Origin of the sequence: Paratissierella segnis (assembly GCF_014385195.1) — a bacterium.
GTDB lineage: Bacteria > Bacillota > Clostridia > Tissierellales > Tissierellaceae > Paratissierella > Paratissierella segnis.
Genome location: NZ_JACRTG010000029.1, coordinates 79,976 through 95,601, shown reverse-complemented (window position 1 = coordinate 95,601; position 15,626 = coordinate 79,976). Strand labels below are relative to the sequence as shown.

Annotated in this window: 18 protein-coding genes; 10 read left to right on the top strand and 8 right to left on the bottom strand. The window is 35.7% G+C overall.

Features of this window, described 5'->3' with window-relative positions:
* Positions 1-4 precede the first annotated feature (4 nt).
* The 4 genes from H8707_RS12295 to H8707_RS12280 are packed head-to-tail and all read left to right on the top strand — an operon-like array spanning position 5 to position 4,920.
* Positions 5-1,708 carry a ribulokinase gene (locus H8707_RS12295; protein WP_262430436.1) on the top strand — a complete coding sequence of 568 codons (1,704 nt, stop codon included), beginning with the start codon at positions 5-7 and terminating at the stop codon, positions 1,706-1,708.
* Positions 1,680-3,143: an L-arabinose isomerase gene (araA, locus tag H8707_RS12290; RefSeq protein WP_262430435.1), complete on the top strand. Its 1,464-nt coding sequence runs from the start codon at positions 1,680-1,682 to the stop codon at positions 3,141-3,143. The genes H8707_RS12295 and araA overlap by 29 nt, the downstream gene beginning before the upstream one ends.
* An 11-nt stretch (positions 3,144-3,154) precedes the next feature.
* The gene (locus H8707_RS12285; RefSeq protein ID WP_262430434.1) at positions 3,155-3,844 is read left to right on the top strand and encodes an L-ribulose-5-phosphate 4-epimerase; all 690 of its coding nucleotides are present in this window, start codon (positions 3,155-3,157) and stop codon (positions 3,842-3,844) included.
* 44 nt (positions 3,845-3,888) lie between these two features.
* Positions 3,889-4,920, top strand: a complete 1,032-nt coding sequence (locus H8707_RS12280; protein ID WP_262430433.1) for an aldose epimerase family protein — start codon at positions 3,889-3,891, stop codon at positions 4,918-4,920.
* 53 nt (positions 4,921-4,973) lie between these two features.
* On the opposite strand, the gene H8707_RS12275 is transcribed toward H8707_RS12280, so the two are convergent.
* The 7 genes from H8707_RS12275 to H8707_RS12245 form a co-directional block, all read right to left on the bottom strand.
* Positions 4,974-5,390 carry a flavodoxin family protein gene (locus H8707_RS12275; RefSeq protein ID WP_262430432.1) on the bottom strand — a complete coding sequence of 139 codons (417 nt, stop codon included), beginning with the start codon at positions 5,388-5,390 and terminating at the stop codon, positions 4,974-4,976.
* Complete coding sequence (locus H8707_RS12270; protein WP_262430431.1) at positions 5,387-5,827, bottom strand: MarR family winged helix-turn-helix transcriptional regulator; 441 nt, start codon at positions 5,825-5,827, stop codon at positions 5,387-5,389. Before H8707_RS12270 ends, H8707_RS12275 begins: the two co-directional genes overlap by 4 nt.
* A complete protein-coding gene (locus H8707_RS12265) occupies positions 5,827-6,306 on the bottom strand; it encodes a glutathione peroxidase (protein WP_262430430.1) in 480 nt (159 codons plus the stop codon). Before H8707_RS12265 ends, H8707_RS12270 begins: the two co-directional genes overlap by 1 nt.
* Before the next feature lie 321 nt (positions 6,307-6,627).
* Complete coding sequence (locus H8707_RS12260; RefSeq protein WP_262430429.1) at positions 6,628-7,656, bottom strand: 5-oxoprolinase subunit C family protein; 1,029 nt, start codon at positions 7,654-7,656, stop codon at positions 6,628-6,630.
* Positions 7,649-8,395 carry a 5-oxoprolinase subunit PxpB gene (gene pxpB / locus H8707_RS12255; protein ID WP_262430428.1) on the bottom strand — a complete coding sequence of 249 codons (747 nt, stop codon included), beginning with the start codon at positions 8,393-8,395 and terminating at the stop codon, positions 7,649-7,651. Before pxpB ends, H8707_RS12260 begins: the two co-directional genes overlap by 8 nt.
* A gap of 15 nt (positions 8,396-8,410) precedes the next feature.
* Positions 8,411-9,604 (bottom strand): NRAMP family divalent metal transporter, encoded by a 1,194-nt coding sequence (locus H8707_RS12250; protein WP_262430427.1) that lies wholly within the window; start codon positions 9,602-9,604, stop codon positions 8,411-8,413.
* Positions 9,605-9,607: 3 nt separating this feature from the next.
* Positions 9,608-10,390 carry a LamB/YcsF family protein gene (locus H8707_RS12245; protein ID WP_262430426.1) on the bottom strand — a complete coding sequence of 261 codons (783 nt, stop codon included), beginning with the start codon at positions 10,388-10,390 and terminating at the stop codon, positions 9,608-9,610.
* A gap of 275 nt (positions 10,391-10,665) precedes the next feature.
* On the opposite strand from H8707_RS12245, the gene H8707_RS12240 reads away from it, so the two are divergent.
* On the top strand, positions 10,666-11,655 hold the full coding sequence (locus tag H8707_RS12240) for a 2-hydroxyacid dehydrogenase (protein WP_262430425.1): 990 nt from the start codon (positions 10,666-10,668) through the stop codon (positions 11,653-11,655).
* A gap of 532 nt (positions 11,656-12,187) precedes the next feature.
* Here the strand turns inward: H8707_RS12240 and H8707_RS12235 are convergent.
* Positions 12,188-12,385: a hypothetical protein gene (locus H8707_RS12235; RefSeq protein WP_262430424.1), complete on the bottom strand. Its 198-nt coding sequence runs from the start codon at positions 12,383-12,385 to the stop codon at positions 12,188-12,190.
* Between the two features lie 268 nt (positions 12,386-12,653).
* Here H8707_RS12235 and deoC (H8707_RS12230) point away from each other — a divergent pair, with 268 nt between their 5' ends.
* The 5 genes from deoC (H8707_RS12230) to H8707_RS12210 are packed head-to-tail and all read left to right on the top strand — an operon-like array spanning position 12,654 to position 15,621.
* Positions 12,654-13,337, top strand: a complete 684-nt coding sequence (deoC, locus tag H8707_RS12230; protein WP_262430423.1) for a deoxyribose-phosphate aldolase — start codon at positions 12,654-12,656, stop codon at positions 13,335-13,337.
* A 27-nt stretch (positions 13,338-13,364) separates the two neighbouring features.
* Positions 13,365-14,039 (top strand): deoxyribose-phosphate aldolase, encoded by a 675-nt coding sequence (gene deoC, locus H8707_RS12225; protein ID WP_262430422.1) that lies wholly within the window; start codon positions 13,365-13,367, stop codon positions 14,037-14,039.
* Positions 14,036-14,494 carry a PTS sugar transporter subunit IIA gene (locus tag H8707_RS12220; protein ID WP_262430421.1) on the top strand — a complete coding sequence of 153 codons (459 nt, stop codon included), beginning with the start codon at positions 14,036-14,038 and terminating at the stop codon, positions 14,492-14,494. Before deoC (H8707_RS12225) ends, H8707_RS12220 begins: the two co-directional genes overlap by 4 nt.
* Positions 14,495-14,782: a PTS sugar transporter subunit IIB gene (locus H8707_RS12215; RefSeq protein ID WP_262430420.1), complete on the top strand. Its 288-nt coding sequence runs from the start codon at positions 14,495-14,497 to the stop codon at positions 14,780-14,782. It abuts the gene before it with no gap.
* Between the two features lie 53 nt (positions 14,783-14,835).
* A complete protein-coding gene (locus H8707_RS12210) occupies positions 14,836-15,621 on the top strand; it encodes an SDR family NAD(P)-dependent oxidoreductase (protein ID WP_262430419.1) in 786 nt (261 codons plus the stop codon).
* Positions 15,622-15,626 lie beyond the last annotated feature (5 nt).

Sequence of the window (15,626 nt, the reverse complement as noted above, 5' to 3'; positions counted from 1 at the left end):
TCAATTGACTAAGTATACAATAGGTGTTGATTTTGGCACATTATCAGGCAGAGCTGTAATTGTCAATCTATCTACTGGCGAAGAAGTTGATTCCAGCGTGCATGAATATCCTCATCAAGTAATGGACAAGAAATTGCCTTCAGGCAAGCCATTACCCCCTGATTGGGCATTGCAGCATCCACAGGATTATTTAGATGTATTGAGTAATACAATCCCAGATATACTTAGAAAGACTAATATAAGTCCGGATGATGTGATAGGTATAGGAATAGATTTTACTGCATGCACTGTTCTTCCTGTAAAGAAGGACGGTACACCCATGTGTTTTATAGATAAATATAGAGACAGAGAACACGCATATGTGAAGCTTTGGAAGCATCATGCAGCACAGTATTTGGCCAATGAACTCAACGAAAAGGCGGAAAAAATGGGTGAAAAGTGGCTATCTAGATATGGAGGGAAGATATCCTCAGAGTGGCTTTTCCCAAAGCTATGGCAGATATTAAAGGAAGACCAGGAAATATATGAAGAAATGGATAGATTTATTGAGGCTAGCGATTGGGTTATTTGGCAATTAACAGGGAAAGAAACAAGAAACTCTTGTACTGCAGGATATAAGGCAATATGGCATAAAAAAGACGGGTATCCGGACAATAAATTCTTTAAAGAGTTGGATTCGAGATTAGAAAACGTAGTAGATGAAAAGCTTTCTAGGGATATAGTCTCCATAGGAGAAAAAGCGGGAGAAATAACTGAATATGCATCTAAATTAACAGGTTTAAATATCGGGACTGCAGTTGCAGTTGCAAATGTTGATGCTCATGTATGTGTGCCGGCTGTAAAAATTTACGAACCCGGAAAGATGCTAGCAATCATAGGTACTTCTACCTGTCATATGCTGCTGGGAGAAGAAGAAAGGGAAGTATCGGGCATGTGTGGAGTAGTAGAAGATGGAATTATACCCGGATATTATGGATATGAAGCAGGTCAATCCTGTGTGGGAGATCATTTTGCATGGTTTGCTGAAACCCAAGTTCCCGAAAACTATATGCAAAGAGCAAAGGAAGAAGGACTTAATATACATCAATATTTAGCCAATAAAGCAGAAGCCCTAAAGCCGGGAGAAAGCGGCTTGATTGCCCTTGATTGGTGGAATGGCAATAGATCGGTTTTAGTAGATGTGGATTTGACAGGGCTTATAATAGGTATGGATTTACAAACAAAACCAGAAGAAATATATCGGGCTTTAGTTGAGGCAACAGCTTATGGAACGCGAATGATAATAGAAACCTTTAGAGAAAATAAAGTCTCGGTAAATGAATTCTACGCTTCAGGGGGTATACCTCAAAAGAATTCATTTATAATGCAGATATATGCAGATGTGCTGAATATGCCAATTTATATAGCAGGGACTGAGCAGGGTCCTGCATTAGGGTCTGCTATATTTGCCGCAGTTGCTGCGGGAAGGGAAAAGGGTGGTTTTGATAATGTAGTTGAAGCTTCCAAGATAATGGGGAAGGTTAATGATAGATACTATAAACCCAATGAAGAAAACGCTAAAATATATGATGAATTATTTAAAGAATATAGAATACTACATGATTATTTCGGACGTGGAGAAAATGATGTAATGAAAAGATTAAAAAATATAAAGAAGTCTATTAAAGAGGAGGGGGACTATGAGGGAATTTTGGCTTATAGTAGGTAGTCAACACTTGTACGGAGAAGAAGTGCTAAAGAAAGTAAAAAAGCATGGTGAAATCATCGCCGGAGAGTTGGATAAATCACCTTTTATTCCTTGGAAGGTAAAATTCGCAACTGTTGCCACCACATCTGATGAGATTGTTAAAATAATGGATGAAGCAAATTACGATGAGAATTGTGCCGGGATAATGACATGGATGCATACATTTTCGCCTTCAAAGATGTGGATAAGAGGATTTACTCGATTGAACAAGCCATATCTTCATATGAATACACAATTCAACAGGGAAATACCTTGGGATGAGATAGATATGGACTTTATGAATTTGAACCAATCCGCTCATGGAGACAGGGAGCATGGATTTATTGGCTCTCGCTTAAGATTACCTAGGAAAGTAGTGGTTGGATATTGGGAAGATAAAGATTTTCAAATCAAAATAGGGAACTGGATGAGGTCTGCAATATCTGTTATGGAATCTAAGACTCTAAATGTAGCTAGGTTCGGAGACAATATGCGTGAGGTTGCAGTCACTGAAGGAGATAAGGTTGAAGCTCAAATCAAACTTGGCTGGTCTATAAATTATTATCCCATGGGAGATTTAGTGAAATATATTGAAAATATAGAGGATAAGAAAGTCGATGAATTATTTGAGGTATATAGGGAGAAGTATAAGATTTCTACAGATAATATAGGACCTATAAAATATCAAGCTAGATTAGAGTTGGGAATGAGGAAGTTTTTGGAGGATGGTAAATTTAGTGCATTTACTACAACATTTGAAGATTTATACGGACTGGAGCAATTACCCGGTCTTGCAGTACAAAGATTGATGGAAGATGGTTTTGGCTTTGGCGCTGAAGGGGATTGGAAAACAGCAGCTTTAGGGCATATTATGAAAATAATGGCATCAGGTTTAGAAGGCGGCACCAGCTTTATGGAAGACTACACTTATCATCTAGAAAAAAACAACGAGCTAATATTAGGAGCTCATATGTTGGAAGTTGATCCAACAATAGCTGATGATGTACCAACCATAGAAGTCCATGATTTGGATATAGGAGGAAAGAATGCCCCTGCTCGCATGGTCTTCGATGGCAAAGAAGGCGATGTAATACTTGCATCATTGGTTGATTTAGGCGGGAGAATGAGACTTATTGTAAATGATGCAGTAGCAGTAAAACCTTTAAAAGACATGCCAAACCTACCTGTGGCAAGAGTGATGTGGAAACCATTGCCGGATTTACAAACAGCAGCAGAGGCATGGATATTATCAGGAGGAGCACATCATACAGTTATGAGTTATGCTTTGACAGCCGACCATATGAGAGATTTCGCTGAAATGGCGGGAATTGAGTTTATTCATATCAACAAAGATACAAATATCGTGGACCTAAAAAAGGAATTAGCCTATAACGACATTCTTTGGAAGTTTAAGTAAGGTGAATATCTATGTTAGAAGAATTGAAACAAAAAGTGTATAAAGCAAATATGATGCTAAAGGAGAAGGAACTGATTATCTTAACTTGGGGAAATGCATCAGGTATAGATAGAGAGAAGGGATTAGTGGTAATCAAACCCTCCGGAGTTCCATATGAAAGGCTGAAGGTAGGGGATATGGTTGTTGTAGACCTTGATGGCAATAAAATAGAGGGGGACTTGAAGCCCTCCTCTGATACCCCCACTCATCTTGAATTATATAAAAACTTTAAAAATATTGGCGGAATTGTCCATACTCATTCCAAATGGGCAACAATGTGGGCCCAAGCGGGCAGGGGAATAGAAGCCTATGGGACTACTCATGCAGATTATTTTTATGGTATGATACCTTGCACTAGAAATTTGACAGAGGGTGAGATAGAATTAGATTATGAGAAGGAGACGGGAAAGGTAATAGTAGAAACCTTTCAAAGCATAGATCCTGACTCTATACCGTCAGTATTGGTAAAATCACATGGTCCATTTTCGTGGGGAAAAGATTCAATAGAAGCTGTCAATAATGCGTTAATTTTGGAAGAATTGGCACATATAGCATATGGAAGTGAACATCTAAGTAGAGGCGTGCTGAAAAGGATGGATCAGAATCTTTTGGATACCCATTATTTGCGGAAGCATGGTAAGAACGCTTATTATGGGCAATAGGATAAGTGCCTTTATCGTCATAGTCATATTGGGGGAGGAGTATTATGGATTATAGAGAGACTTACTTTGGGAAATATAAAAACTATCCAATAAGAGAATATATTTTAGACAACGACAAAAATTTAATCGTTAAAATCCTATCCTTAGGCGGAACAATCAGGGAAATTAATTATAAAGGCAAAAATCGAGTTTTGGGTTTCAATAACGTTGATGATTATATAAATTTAAGAACGTATTTTGGAGCTATAGTAGGAAGGGTTGCCGGTAGGATTTCAAGCAGACTAATAAGGATTGACGGGGTGGATTATAAGCTAAATCAAAATGAAGGGACTACTTGCTTACACGGCGGGCAGGAAGGATTTGCATTTAAAGCATGGGAATTTGAAGAAAGTAAAATTTCGGACAATTCCGTAAGCGTTACCTTAAAATATATAAGTCCTAATTTAGAGTCGGGTTTTCCCGGAGAGGTTACAGTATTTGTGCAATATACAGTATATGATGATGATTCACTTTCAATAGAATACTTCGCAAGAACCGATAAGCCTACTCCGATTACCCTCACTAATCATAGCTATTTTAATTTAAATGACGATTTGAATGAGGATATATTAGAACACTTCTTAAAAATAGATGCAGACAGCTATTTAAAATTAGATGAAAAAAGTATTCCCGTTAAAGTAGTTAGTGTTGAAAACACTCCTTTTGATTTTAGAAATGCAAAGATGATAAAATCCGACATGGATTTGTCCCTTGAGACTTTCAAATATACAAAAGGATATGACCATCCATTTATATTGAATGGAGAAAAGCGCATTGAATTGTACTCGAAAAAATCGGGAATATCTCTAAGCGTTGAAACTACAGAACCGGTTGTAGTACTATATTGCAGTAATAAGTTAGAAAAAGATTTGTTGCTGTCCAATGGGGAGAAAACCTTTAACTATCAAGGGGTATGTTTAGAAACTCAATGGTATCCAGATGCATTAAATCAAGACTTCCTGCCGGATAATATATTAAAACCCGAGGGAGAGTATTATAGTAAAACAACATATAGATTTAAAAACATATCCGATTAGGTAATCCCAATCGGATATGTTTTAATCTTAATCTAACGAAAATATTTTAATACCTATTCTGATTTCATTACTTCTTTTACAAAACTTTTCAATTCACTTATATCTTCACCATTAGGTCTATTCTTGTGCATTACCTTAAAACTTCCGCGACAATGAAATTCACGACTGTCAGCGAGTATGTTCTTTTCAGAAAGCAGCTTTGACACCTGAGAATATGTTGAAGTCAAAATGGCAGCGGTGCTGAAATTAATTACCTTTTTTACTTTTCTGCTGTTCAGTGACTGAATAAATTTCTTAACCTTTTCATCCACGCCGGCAGCATATACTGAGCTTCCTAAAAATAGAATGTCAACTTCGTCATTAAGGGGTACATCCACTGTTTGTGCTTCCGCACCGGTCACTTCACTGATTGCATCTGCAAGTTTCTTGGTATTCCCCGTCTTACTGTAATATCGAATAGCTGTATTCATAATTCAATCTCCTTTGATTCATCTAAAATTTTATATAGCAGGTTGTACAATATTTTTGCTTCCTCGACAGAAAGATTTATACAGGATGCAAGCTTCAGCGGAATATTAACCGCCTTGTCTTTCAATCTTTCTCCCTTATCTGTAATAGTTACAATTAAGTTACGCTCATCCTCAGCTAATCTCGTCCTTGACACTAAACCTACCGATTCCAGTTTCTTAAGAAGAGGGGTAAGCGTACCTGAATCAAGATACAGATATTCTCCCAGACTTTTAACATTCATGCTCTTTTTTTCCCAAAGTACCAACATTACAATATACTGTGTATAAGTCAAACCAATTTCGTTCAAAAATGGTTTGTATTTTTTCACAATCTCTCTGGAACAGGCATAAATGGGAAAGCAAAGCTGATTTTCAAGCTTAAGTATATCGTAATTCATTATTCCTCCAATAGTTTTACTATGGCACTCTCAATAGAAGCAGGAGTCTTTGCAGATCCATAACGTTCTACAACCTCGCCATTTCTGTTAATGAGAAATTTCGTAAAATTCCATTTGATATTAGAACTGCCCAATCCACCTTTCTGAGATTTAAGCCAGGAATAAAGCTTACTTTCATTATCTCCGTTCACATTGATTTTATCAAATTGTTTGAAAGTTATATTATAATGAAGTGTGCAGAAATTATTGATTTCTTCATTAGTACCCGGAGCCTGATTTCCAAATTGATTACACGGAAAATCAAGAATTTCAAAACCTTTATCCTTGTACTTTTCATATAGTTCCTGTAACCCATTATATTGCGGGGTAAATCCACAACCTGTTGCCGTGTTAACTATTAATAATACCTTGTCCTTGTATTCCGAAAGACTCACGTCATTACCTTTTGAATCTTTTACTGTTATATCATAAAATTTCATTTTATTCTCCTTAAATTAAATTGTTCTTTATTAAATTGTATTCAATTTAATTATTTTTGTCAAGGGTTTTTTACTTGGAAGTAGCAGCTTAAAGAAAAAGTGAAGCCTCAAATCTGATGCCTTTATTTGTTGTATAAAAAAACAAAAATCTAAATACTTAAAAAGAAACCCTTGAGATGAATTAACTTTTTCAAAGCCTTTAATCTTATGGGTTTCTTTTTTAGTTCACGGAGCAACTATTTCTGATTGATCCTTTTATAAGTTTTTGCTAAGTATTTTATGATATGATGTTTGGAGTCTAGAGAGACTATCTCATTATAGTCATTCTATCTCGTTTACTTTAACATTAAATATCCTTTCGGATATATTGAGATTGAGGTTTTTAGTTTTATGGAATTGAAATCTATTTTTATCAATAAACTCTCGTATTTCCTTAAATTGATTCTCATATTCTATATATAATTCATGGGATTTCTCAACTGTCACCTTTTCAAATCTTAACTCGCATCCCGGGCTCATTTGGGCAAGTAAGTTTAAATCAGGAGTTATCACTGTAGCAATCTTTGTATATCCTCCCGTAGTTTGTTTATCATTCATCATTATTATCGGAGAGCCATGCCCTGGTACTTGGACCGAACCTGAGACTATGCCATCGGATATTATATCCGCTCCCAGTTTGTGCTCAATCTTTGGTCCATCAAGTCTATAGCCCATTCTGTCAGATTCAGCTGTGACCTTGTAGATAGAATTCAAAAAAGCTTGGATGGCTTCATCAGTGAAATAATCATCCTGAGGTCCCATTACCACCCTGACTACATTTTCTTTCTTGTATATTGGCATAAATCCTTTAAGAAGATAGCTTCCCTCATTGCTTAAAGATTTTTCACCCAATTTAATTTCGTCATTTTCTGACAACTTTCCACCATTCAATCCGCCAAGGTTTCCTCTAACATAGGTTGACTTGCTTCCCATGACTTTCGGGACATCAATCCCTTTACTGAAGGCAATGTAAGTTCTTAATCCATTCAGTACACCGGAAAACGTAAGTTTATCTCCTGCATTTACTCTAATTGAAGTCCACATCAAGGCTGGTTCTCCATTGATCTTAGGACTCATGTTGGCCCCTGTAATGCTTATGATTTCATCACAACCAAATTCAACTTCAGGTCCTAAAAAGGTACATTCTAACAGAGCTTCATTCTCTTTATTTCCGATGAGCATGTTTGCAATTCTCATGGAGAAGTTGTCCATCGCCCCCGCTGTAGTTATTCCAAATTGTTGAAAGCCCCATCTTCCTTGGTCTTGGATGGTAGTAAAAAGTCCGGGCTTTTTTATTATAATTTTATTCATGGCTTCTTACCTCCCCATCCATTATAATATTTACCTCATATTCGTTCCTTTTGACTAATTCTTGTATTTCCTTATATTCTTCTTCAGTTATTTGTACAAATCTTATAAAGTCTCCTGCCTTTAGAAGTACAGGCGGATCTGATATGGGATCATAAAGCTTAATAGGAGTGCGCCCTAGAAGCTGCCAACCTCCCGGACTATCTATGGGGTATATCCCTGTCTGTGAACCTGCGACGCCAGTGGATCCTCCGGGAATTTTAGTTCTCGGTGTTTTAAGTCTGGGTGTGGCAATTCTTTCATCCATTCCGCCCAGATATCCAAATCCCGGAGTAAAACCTAACATGTAAAGAAGATAATCCCTTGATGTATGTATCTCAATGACCTCTTCAACAGTTAAGTTGTTGTGACTTGCCACGAATTCGATATCTGGACCGTATTCTCCACCATATACTGTAGGGATTTCTACGATCCTTATAGCTCCTACATCTCCTTCGCCCATAGAACTTTCAATTTCCTCTAGATTTTCTATCAGTTTTCCGTATGAAATTTGTAATGGATCAAAAATAATCAAAATTGATCTGTAGGTAGGAATGATTTCAGTTATATAATTGATATTTAAATTATTTATTGTATTAGCCATATTTCTGATTTTTGTATTGATTTCCGGACTAATGCTATTTCCGAATTCCATTACTAAGGCTCGATCACCTGCAGGAAGAAACTTCGTTTTATCATACATTCAAATCACCCTTTTCTAGCTCCATAGAGCCTTAAGACCTGACAAGGAGCTTATTCCTAAGAAAGCTGTAATTATTACTACTAAAATGCCAGTGATAAGCAGCCATTTAGGATGTTTATAATCGCCAACTATTTCTTTCTTTCCGGATGCTAATAGCATGGTACCTAGGGTTACAGGAAGTATAAGTCCATTCAATGATCCTGCAACTACCAATAACTTTGCAGGCTGACCTATGGTAATAAATATAATCGTAGATACGCCTATAAATCCAATTATCCACTTATTAACATGGTCGGATATCAGTTTTGTAAATGTTGAAATAAATGAAACCGATGTATATGCAGCGCCTACTATTGATGTAAGAGCTGCAGCCCAAATGACTAGCCCAAATACTTTATATCCAAAGTTTCCAGCTGCCTCCTTAAAAGCAGATGCCGGAGGACTTGCAGGGTCAAGTACAAATCCTTTTGAAACGACTCCCAAAACAGCTAAGAATAACAATACTCTCATTATTGCTGCTATTCCGATTCCCATATATGCCGATTTGTTTATTTCATCTAAATTTTCTTCACCGGAGATTCCGGCATCTATAAGCCTATGCCCTCCTGAAAATGTTATATATCCGCCTACAGTGCCACCTACCAAGGTTATAATTGCAAGCATAGGAAATTCTTTAGGTATTACGGTTCTATAAAGAGCCTCACCTATTGGAGGTTTTGTTTTTATAGCTACATAAGCAACTAAGACTATCATTATGCCACCCAATATTTTGGTCAAATTATCCATTGCCTTGCCTGCTTCTTTAGAAACGAAGATTACGATTGCTAATGCGGCTGATATAACTGCGGCGATTTTAATATCTATTCCAAATAAAATATTAAATCCCATAGCGGCTCCGCCAACATTTCCGATATTGAATGCTAATCCGCCTAAAGCTACTAAAAATGCAACAAAATAGCCTAATCCCGGAACAACCTTATTTGCGATTTCTTGTCCTTTAAGCCCTGATACGCCTATAATTCTCCAAACATTAAGCTGAGCAATCAAGGATAAGATTACAGATACAAGTATAACAAACCCAAAGGTTGATTGAAGTTCACCGGTGAATACTGCAGTTTGAGTCAAGAAACCCGGTCCGATTGCCGATGTAGCCATTAAAAATGCTGCGCCAATAAGAACTGAATAATTTTTACTTTTTGTCTTACTCATATTCTAATTCCCCCTTTTAATAAAACTACCTATATTTTTGACTTCTATCCCTTCTGCCTCTAGACTCTCTCTTATCAATTTCACAAAACTAACTGCTTCAGGATTATCTCCATGAACACAGATTGAATCAGCCTTGATGTCAATATCTGTACCGTCAATAGCTGTAACCTTTCCTTCTAATACCATTCTTTTAATTCTTTGAATTGCTAAGTTTTTATCATGTATCATTGCACCGGGCAATCTTCTGTTAACTAATGTACCATCTGCATTATATGCCCTGTCTGCAAATACTTCGTGAGCAACCTTTAACCCCCTTTCTTCAGCTATTTGTAATAAGCAGCTTCCGCTTAATGCCATGATAATTATATCTTTGTCTACTTCTAACATGGCTTCTACTATTGCATCTGCTAATTCTTTTTTTACACATGCGGTATTATAAAATGCACCATGTAGTTTCATATGCTGTATCTTTGTACCATGGAATTTAGCAAAGGCACTCAATGCACCTAATTGATAAAGCATATAATTTTTTGCTTCATTTGGTGTAATATCCATATTTCTTCTTCCAAAAGCCATTAAATCAGGATAACCGGGATGTGCGCCAACTGCGACCCCATTTTCTACTGCGAGCTTAACAGTTTTGTCCATTATTAGAGGATCACCGGCGTGCCATCCGCAGGCAACGTTTGCAGAAGTGACATATTTAAGTACCTCTGAGTCTAAACCAATGGTATAGGCTCCAAAACTTTCTCCTAAGTCTGAGTTTAGGTCTACAAATCCCTTCATAATAACACCTCCATTAAAATTAAACTGCTTAATAAAATCTACTATATATTAATAATACAATATTAATGTAGAAAAGTCTTTAATTTTTTAGAATATTGAATTAAAATTGGGTGAATGATGGGTAAAGATAAAAAAGATTATTAATAGTTATTAATGATTAATATTGGGGTACTATTTAATAATGGGATGATTCAAAATACTGAAATTAGGCTGCTTATATCATCCTATGTATAGTTAACCTTTTTATAGTAAACTTCAAAATAGGAGGTATAAATATGTTAAAACCTAAAGTGATAATTGCTAAAAAAATTCCAAAAGATGTAGAAGAATATATTGCAAAATATTGTGATTATGCGATTTTGAGTGAAAAGGCAAATTATAATACAATAATAGATAAAATTCATGATGCGGAAGGGATAATAATGCCTCCAATTAAGGTAGATGAAAATTTTCTAGAACATGCTCCAAAGCTTAAGATAATCAGCAATATATCTGTTGGATATAATAATTTTGACATTGATGCTATGAAAAAAAGAAATATTATTGGAACTAATACACCTGAAGTACTAAATAATACCGTGGCGGATTTGATAATGGGACTTATAATAGCTTCTGCTAGGAGAATTCCTGAATTAGATGGATATGTTAAAGATGGTAATTGGAAAAAGGGAGATGATGAAATATTTTTTGGAAAAGATGTTTATAAATCATCTCTCGGAATTATTGGTATGGGGAGAATAGGCGGGTATGTGGCTAAAAGAGCTAAGTTAGGTTTTGATATGGATGTTTATTATTATAATAGGAATAGAAGACATGAAATTGAGGATTCCTTTGGGGTAAGGTATCTAGAATTGGATTCTTTACTAGGTACTTGTGAATTTGTGGTTTTAATGACTCCATTAACAGATGAGACATATCATCTTATGGATGATGATAAATTCTCAAAGATGAAAAAAGAAGCTATTTTCATCAATGCCTCCAGAGGAAAAACTGTAGATGAAAATGCTTTAATAAGAGCATTACAAAATAATAAGATATTAGCTGCCGGTCTTGATGTATATGAACAAGAACCAGTTGACAGCAATAGCCCTTTGCTAAAAATGAAAAATGTGATTACGGTGCCACATATTGCATCTTCAACTGAAAAAACAAGAAATAAAATGGCTATGGCAGCTGCACAAAATTTGGTTCAAGGTTTGTATGGAGAGTTGCCAAAGGATGTTGTACCAGAATTACGAGATATAATTGAATTTGAAAAGAATTAACAGCTTCATTTATGCATTATGCATCTCCAATTTATTATACTACTGTTTAGGGTGTTTTGTTTTTCTCTTGAATTATATTTTCTAAGAAGTTTTCTACAACATATGATGATTGTTTTTGGTTCTTCTTATAGATTGTGTTGTTTAACAAATACTGTTTTTTTAATGAATGATGAGTGGGTATGTTATACTATACCTTAAATAAATAGGAGGGATATTTTTGGAATACAAATTTTTGCATACTTGCATAAGGGTTATGGATTTAGAGAAGTCATTAGGTCAAAATAAAATTATTGATATAGGCTCGCTGAAGGTTTCCGCAGTGAGCCTATATCAATAGCAGGGCTAAATTAGACTTTTTAAAGTTAAATCACAAAAACTAGTTTCAAAAGCTTGTTTTCTATTAGATCAAATTAAAGAAATTTTCCACCTTTTTATACCTTTCGATAGTGTTTATGTAACGATTTATAATGCATATACTTATCCACAGTATATTTCCTATATCTTCATAGCTAAGAAGATTATCTTCATAAATTCATGTTAATTGTTGGATTTTAATTTTTGTAAATGCTAAACCTTTTCTGTTTTCTGGATTTTCTTCACAATTAAAACTCGCGGTAAGTGCAGCTGGTACTAGATACTGCTCAATCAGTGCTTTCGTCTCTATTGGGCTTAACCCATATTCTTCTTTTAATTCATTAAGTAATCTTTGACATGAATTATTACTTTCCATTATTTCTTCTGCTATAATTCCCCATTGGGGAATCCTCCATTCGTCAGTATCTACTAACTCTTATTATACATTACCCTGGGTCATTTGACCTAATAGTATTATTTTTTCAGAATTAACTTGTCCTTTTTAGTATAGCTTATCTAGTTATTCAATAATAAATTTCAAAATGGGAGTGAAAACATATATGATTTACACATAATATTCCTCATGCTATGCTTGAAATTAAGTAGCAGTGATTCAAATTTAGCCTCACTGTTATCAAGAATACATGTATAGAGAAAGGAGTTATAAAATGAATGTTACTAAGTATGATGTGGAAAGTATCATAGATGCATCACTTGGTGCTACACCTGCACCGACTATGACACAAGTGGAGTCTTTTGTCCGCAAAACTCTAAATTACAACTTCAAAATGACTTTGACAGAACCATTCTTTATTAAGAGCAATGCAGAGATTTTGCACGCTGCTGGTAAGCAATTATGTTCTGTAATATCTTATCCATTAGGAAGTATGAACCATAAATCAAAAGTATTACAGGTTCAGACTGCTTTAAAAGATGGGGCTGACGAGTTAGATATCGCAATGGATATCAGTGCATTCAAGTCTAAACATTATGAAAAGGTAAAGGAAGATTTAAAGCCATGCGTAGAAATGATGGAAGGCAGGATATGCAAATTATTGTATTTTGCAAGCTTACTTACAGAGGATGAGCAACTTTGTGCTTGTGAAATTGCACTTGAATTAGGAATACCTTTTTTAAAGACTAACCCTGGATATGGTTATTCAACAACTCTTGACCAAGTTAAGCTTGTTAAAAAACATTATGGAGATGATCTTAAAATAATGGTATCTGGTGGTGTCCGTACCAAAGAAGATGCTATAGCTTTTATTGAAGCTGGAGTTTCACGTATCGCAACTAGTGCTTCATTCGAAATTGTGGACAGTTTATAAAGCTTAGTAAAGAAAGGAGAGATTATTATGAAAAAACAAGTACTTGCTAAATTTATTGATCAGACAAACTTGAAGCCTGGTCAGACGGAACAATATATCACCGAATTTTGTAAGGAAGCTGATGAAGCAGGTTTTGCAAGCGTATGCATACTTCCCACGCTGGTAGAGACAGCTACATCAGTTCTCAAAAACACTAATACTAAGGTGTGTACTGTAATAAGTTTCCCTTTAGGTATGGATGTACCTGAGGTCAAAATTTGTGCTACTAAAGAAGCTATTGAAAAAGGAGCAGAAGAAATTGATTTAGTTCTTAATGTATGTGCTCTTAAATCTGGGCTTTATAATATTGTAAACCAAGAGTTATTTGGGGTTTCCCAATTATGCCATGATAATGGTGTTCTACTTAAATTGATTATCGAAACACCACTTCTTAATGAGGAGCAAATAATAAAAGCTTGTGAGTTAGCTGAGGCAAATCAGGTTGATATTGTAAAGACTTCCACTGGTTTTAGCGCAATGTTACCACGATCCACATCAGTTGAGGATGTAAAGCTGATTAGAAAACATATAAAACCTACTACTGGACTAAAGGCTGCTGGTGGTATACGTATTACTGCTGATGCGCTTAAGATGATTGAAGCAGGTGCAACGAGGATAGGAGCGAGCTCAGGAAAAGAGATCGTTGCTGGATTGGATGAATGAAAGCAGCAAATGTAGTTTCTAATAATTGTATTATCTTAGGTGCCGAACCTAAGACATGGGAAGAAGCCATTGTAATAGCTGGGAATCTGCTGGTGAAGAATGGGTTTGTCAAGTCAGAATACGTGGATGATATGATAAAAATGGTCAAAGAACTAGGTCCATATATTGTAATTGCTCCAGGGTTAGCAATACCTCATGCTAGACCTAGCATTAGTGTGATAAGTAGCGGTATTAGCATTGTTACTCTCAAGGCACCTGTTTATTTTGGTAACCAGTCTAATGATCCTGTTCAATTAGTAATAGGATTGGCAGGATATAATGATGGTGTTCATTTGGCGCATATGAAAATGATTGCAGATATATTTGAAGATGAAAATATTATCTATGAAATTGCAAAATGCAAAAACAAACAAAAAATTGCGGACATTTTTAATGGAAAGGAGGTGAACTTATAAGTGCGTATTCTGGTAATATGTGGATGTGGATGTGGAAGCAGTGTAATTTTAAAAATGAATGCTAAAAAAGTCATTGATAGCCTCGGTATTAATGCTGATCTAGAGGTAAGTGATACTACAACATATAAGGGTGCTGTAAAAGATGCTGATTTAATACTGGTTGGTAGTGAAATAGCAGAAGTTATAACCGAAATCAATGTTCCTATCATTATTTTAAACAGCTTTGTAAATAAACAAGAGATACGAGATAAGCTAGAAGTATTTTTTAAAGAGAAGAATATGCTTTAATGTTAGAGACTAGGCGTTGTTAATATCAAATATTTTTGTAAAGGAGGAGAACCATGGGAACAGAAGGGTTTAAAGGAAAAATCGTTGTCATTACAGGCGCTGGTCAAGGTCAAGGTAGATATTTTGCTGAGCAATTTTATCATGCAGGTGCAGCAGTAAGTCTACTTGATTTGAATTCGAAGTCTCTTGATGAGGTAGTAAAAGATATGGGTCCTACTGATTCAGACCGTTTTAAGGCTTATGCGACTGATGTGAGTGACAGTACACAAGTTTCAGCAATTATTGAAGATATAGGTAAACATTTTGGCAAAATCGACATTTTGATCAACAATGCAGGGATATTACACAAAAGCATGATTGAAACCTCTACTGATGATCATATAGAGTTGATGATTCGTGTAAATCTGATGGCACCAATGTATTGTACGCGATCAGTTATACCATTTATGAAAAGGGAAGGTGGTAATATAATTAACGTTTCATCTATTCTTGCTACTTTCCCCAATACATCCTCAGGAGCATACGGCGCGGCAAAGAATGGCTTGGTAACACTTACTAGGGTTTGGGCTGCTGAGCTAGCACCATATGATATCCGAGTTAATTGTTATGCGCCTGGTGTAGTCAATACTCCAATGATGTCAGAAATTTTTGTTCAACATAGGGAAGAATCCAAGCTATCCCAGATTCCATTGCGTCGATTCGGCGAATCTGAAGATATATTTAAGCTTCTAAGTTTCTTATGTTCTGAACAAGCTGAATATATTACTGGTCAAACTATTGGTATAGATGGTGGGATGTGGGCTACACAAACACCTACTATCGCTTGGAATAAAAAGTGAATAAA

Excerpts from the sequence above, each read along its gene's own strand:
- araA (WP_262430435.1), top strand. The coding sequence starts at position 1,680 with ATGAGGGAATTTTGGCTTATAGTAGGTAGTCAACACTTGTACGGAGAA.
- H8707_RS12285 (WP_262430434.1), top strand. The coding sequence starts at position 3,155 with ATGTTAGAAGAATTGAAACAAAAAGTGTATAAAGCAAATATGATGCTA.
- H8707_RS12280 (WP_262430433.1), top strand. The coding sequence starts at position 3,889 with ATGGATTATAGAGAGACTTACTTTGGGAAATATAAAAACTATCCAATA.
- H8707_RS12275 (WP_262430432.1), bottom strand. The coding sequence starts at position 5,390 with ATGAATACAGCTATTCGATATTACAGTAAGACGGGGAATACCAAGAAA.
- H8707_RS12270 (WP_262430431.1), bottom strand. The coding sequence starts at position 5,827 with ATGAATTACGATATACTTAAGCTTGAAAATCAGCTTTGCTTTCCCATT.
- H8707_RS12265 (WP_262430430.1), bottom strand. The coding sequence starts at position 6,306 with ATGAAATTTTATGATATAACAGTAAAAGATTCAAAAGGTAATGACGTG.
- H8707_RS12260 (WP_262430429.1), bottom strand. The coding sequence starts at position 7,656 with ATGAATAAAATTATAATAAAAAAGCCCGGACTTTTTACTACCATCCAA.
- pxpB (WP_262430428.1), bottom strand. The coding sequence starts at position 8,395 with ATGTATGATAAAACGAAGTTTCTTCCTGCAGGTGATCGAGCCTTAGTA.
- H8707_RS12250 (WP_262430427.1), bottom strand. The coding sequence starts at position 9,604 with ATGAGTAAGACAAAAAGTAAAAATTATTCAGTTCTTATTGGCGCAGCA.
- H8707_RS12245 (WP_262430426.1), bottom strand. The coding sequence starts at position 10,390 with ATGAAGGGATTTGTAGACCTAAACTCAGACTTAGGAGAAAGTTTTGGA.
- H8707_RS12240 (WP_262430425.1), top strand. The coding sequence starts at position 10,666 with ATGTTAAAACCTAAAGTGATAATTGCTAAAAAAATTCCAAAAGATGTA.
- H8707_RS12235 (WP_262430424.1), bottom strand. The coding sequence starts at position 12,385 with ATGGAAAGTAATAATTCATGTCAAAGATTACTTAATGAATTAAAAGAA.
- deoC (WP_262430423.1), top strand. The coding sequence starts at position 12,654 with ATGTATAGAGAAAGGAGTTATAAAATGAATGTTACTAAGTATGATGTG.
- deoC (WP_262430422.1), top strand. The coding sequence starts at position 13,365 with ATGAAAAAACAAGTACTTGCTAAATTTATTGATCAGACAAACTTGAAG.
- H8707_RS12220 (WP_262430421.1), top strand. The coding sequence starts at position 14,036 with ATGAAAGCAGCAAATGTAGTTTCTAATAATTGTATTATCTTAGGTGCC.
- H8707_RS12210 (WP_262430419.1), top strand. The coding sequence starts at position 14,836 with ATGGGAACAGAAGGGTTTAAAGGAAAAATCGTTGTCATTACAGGCGCT.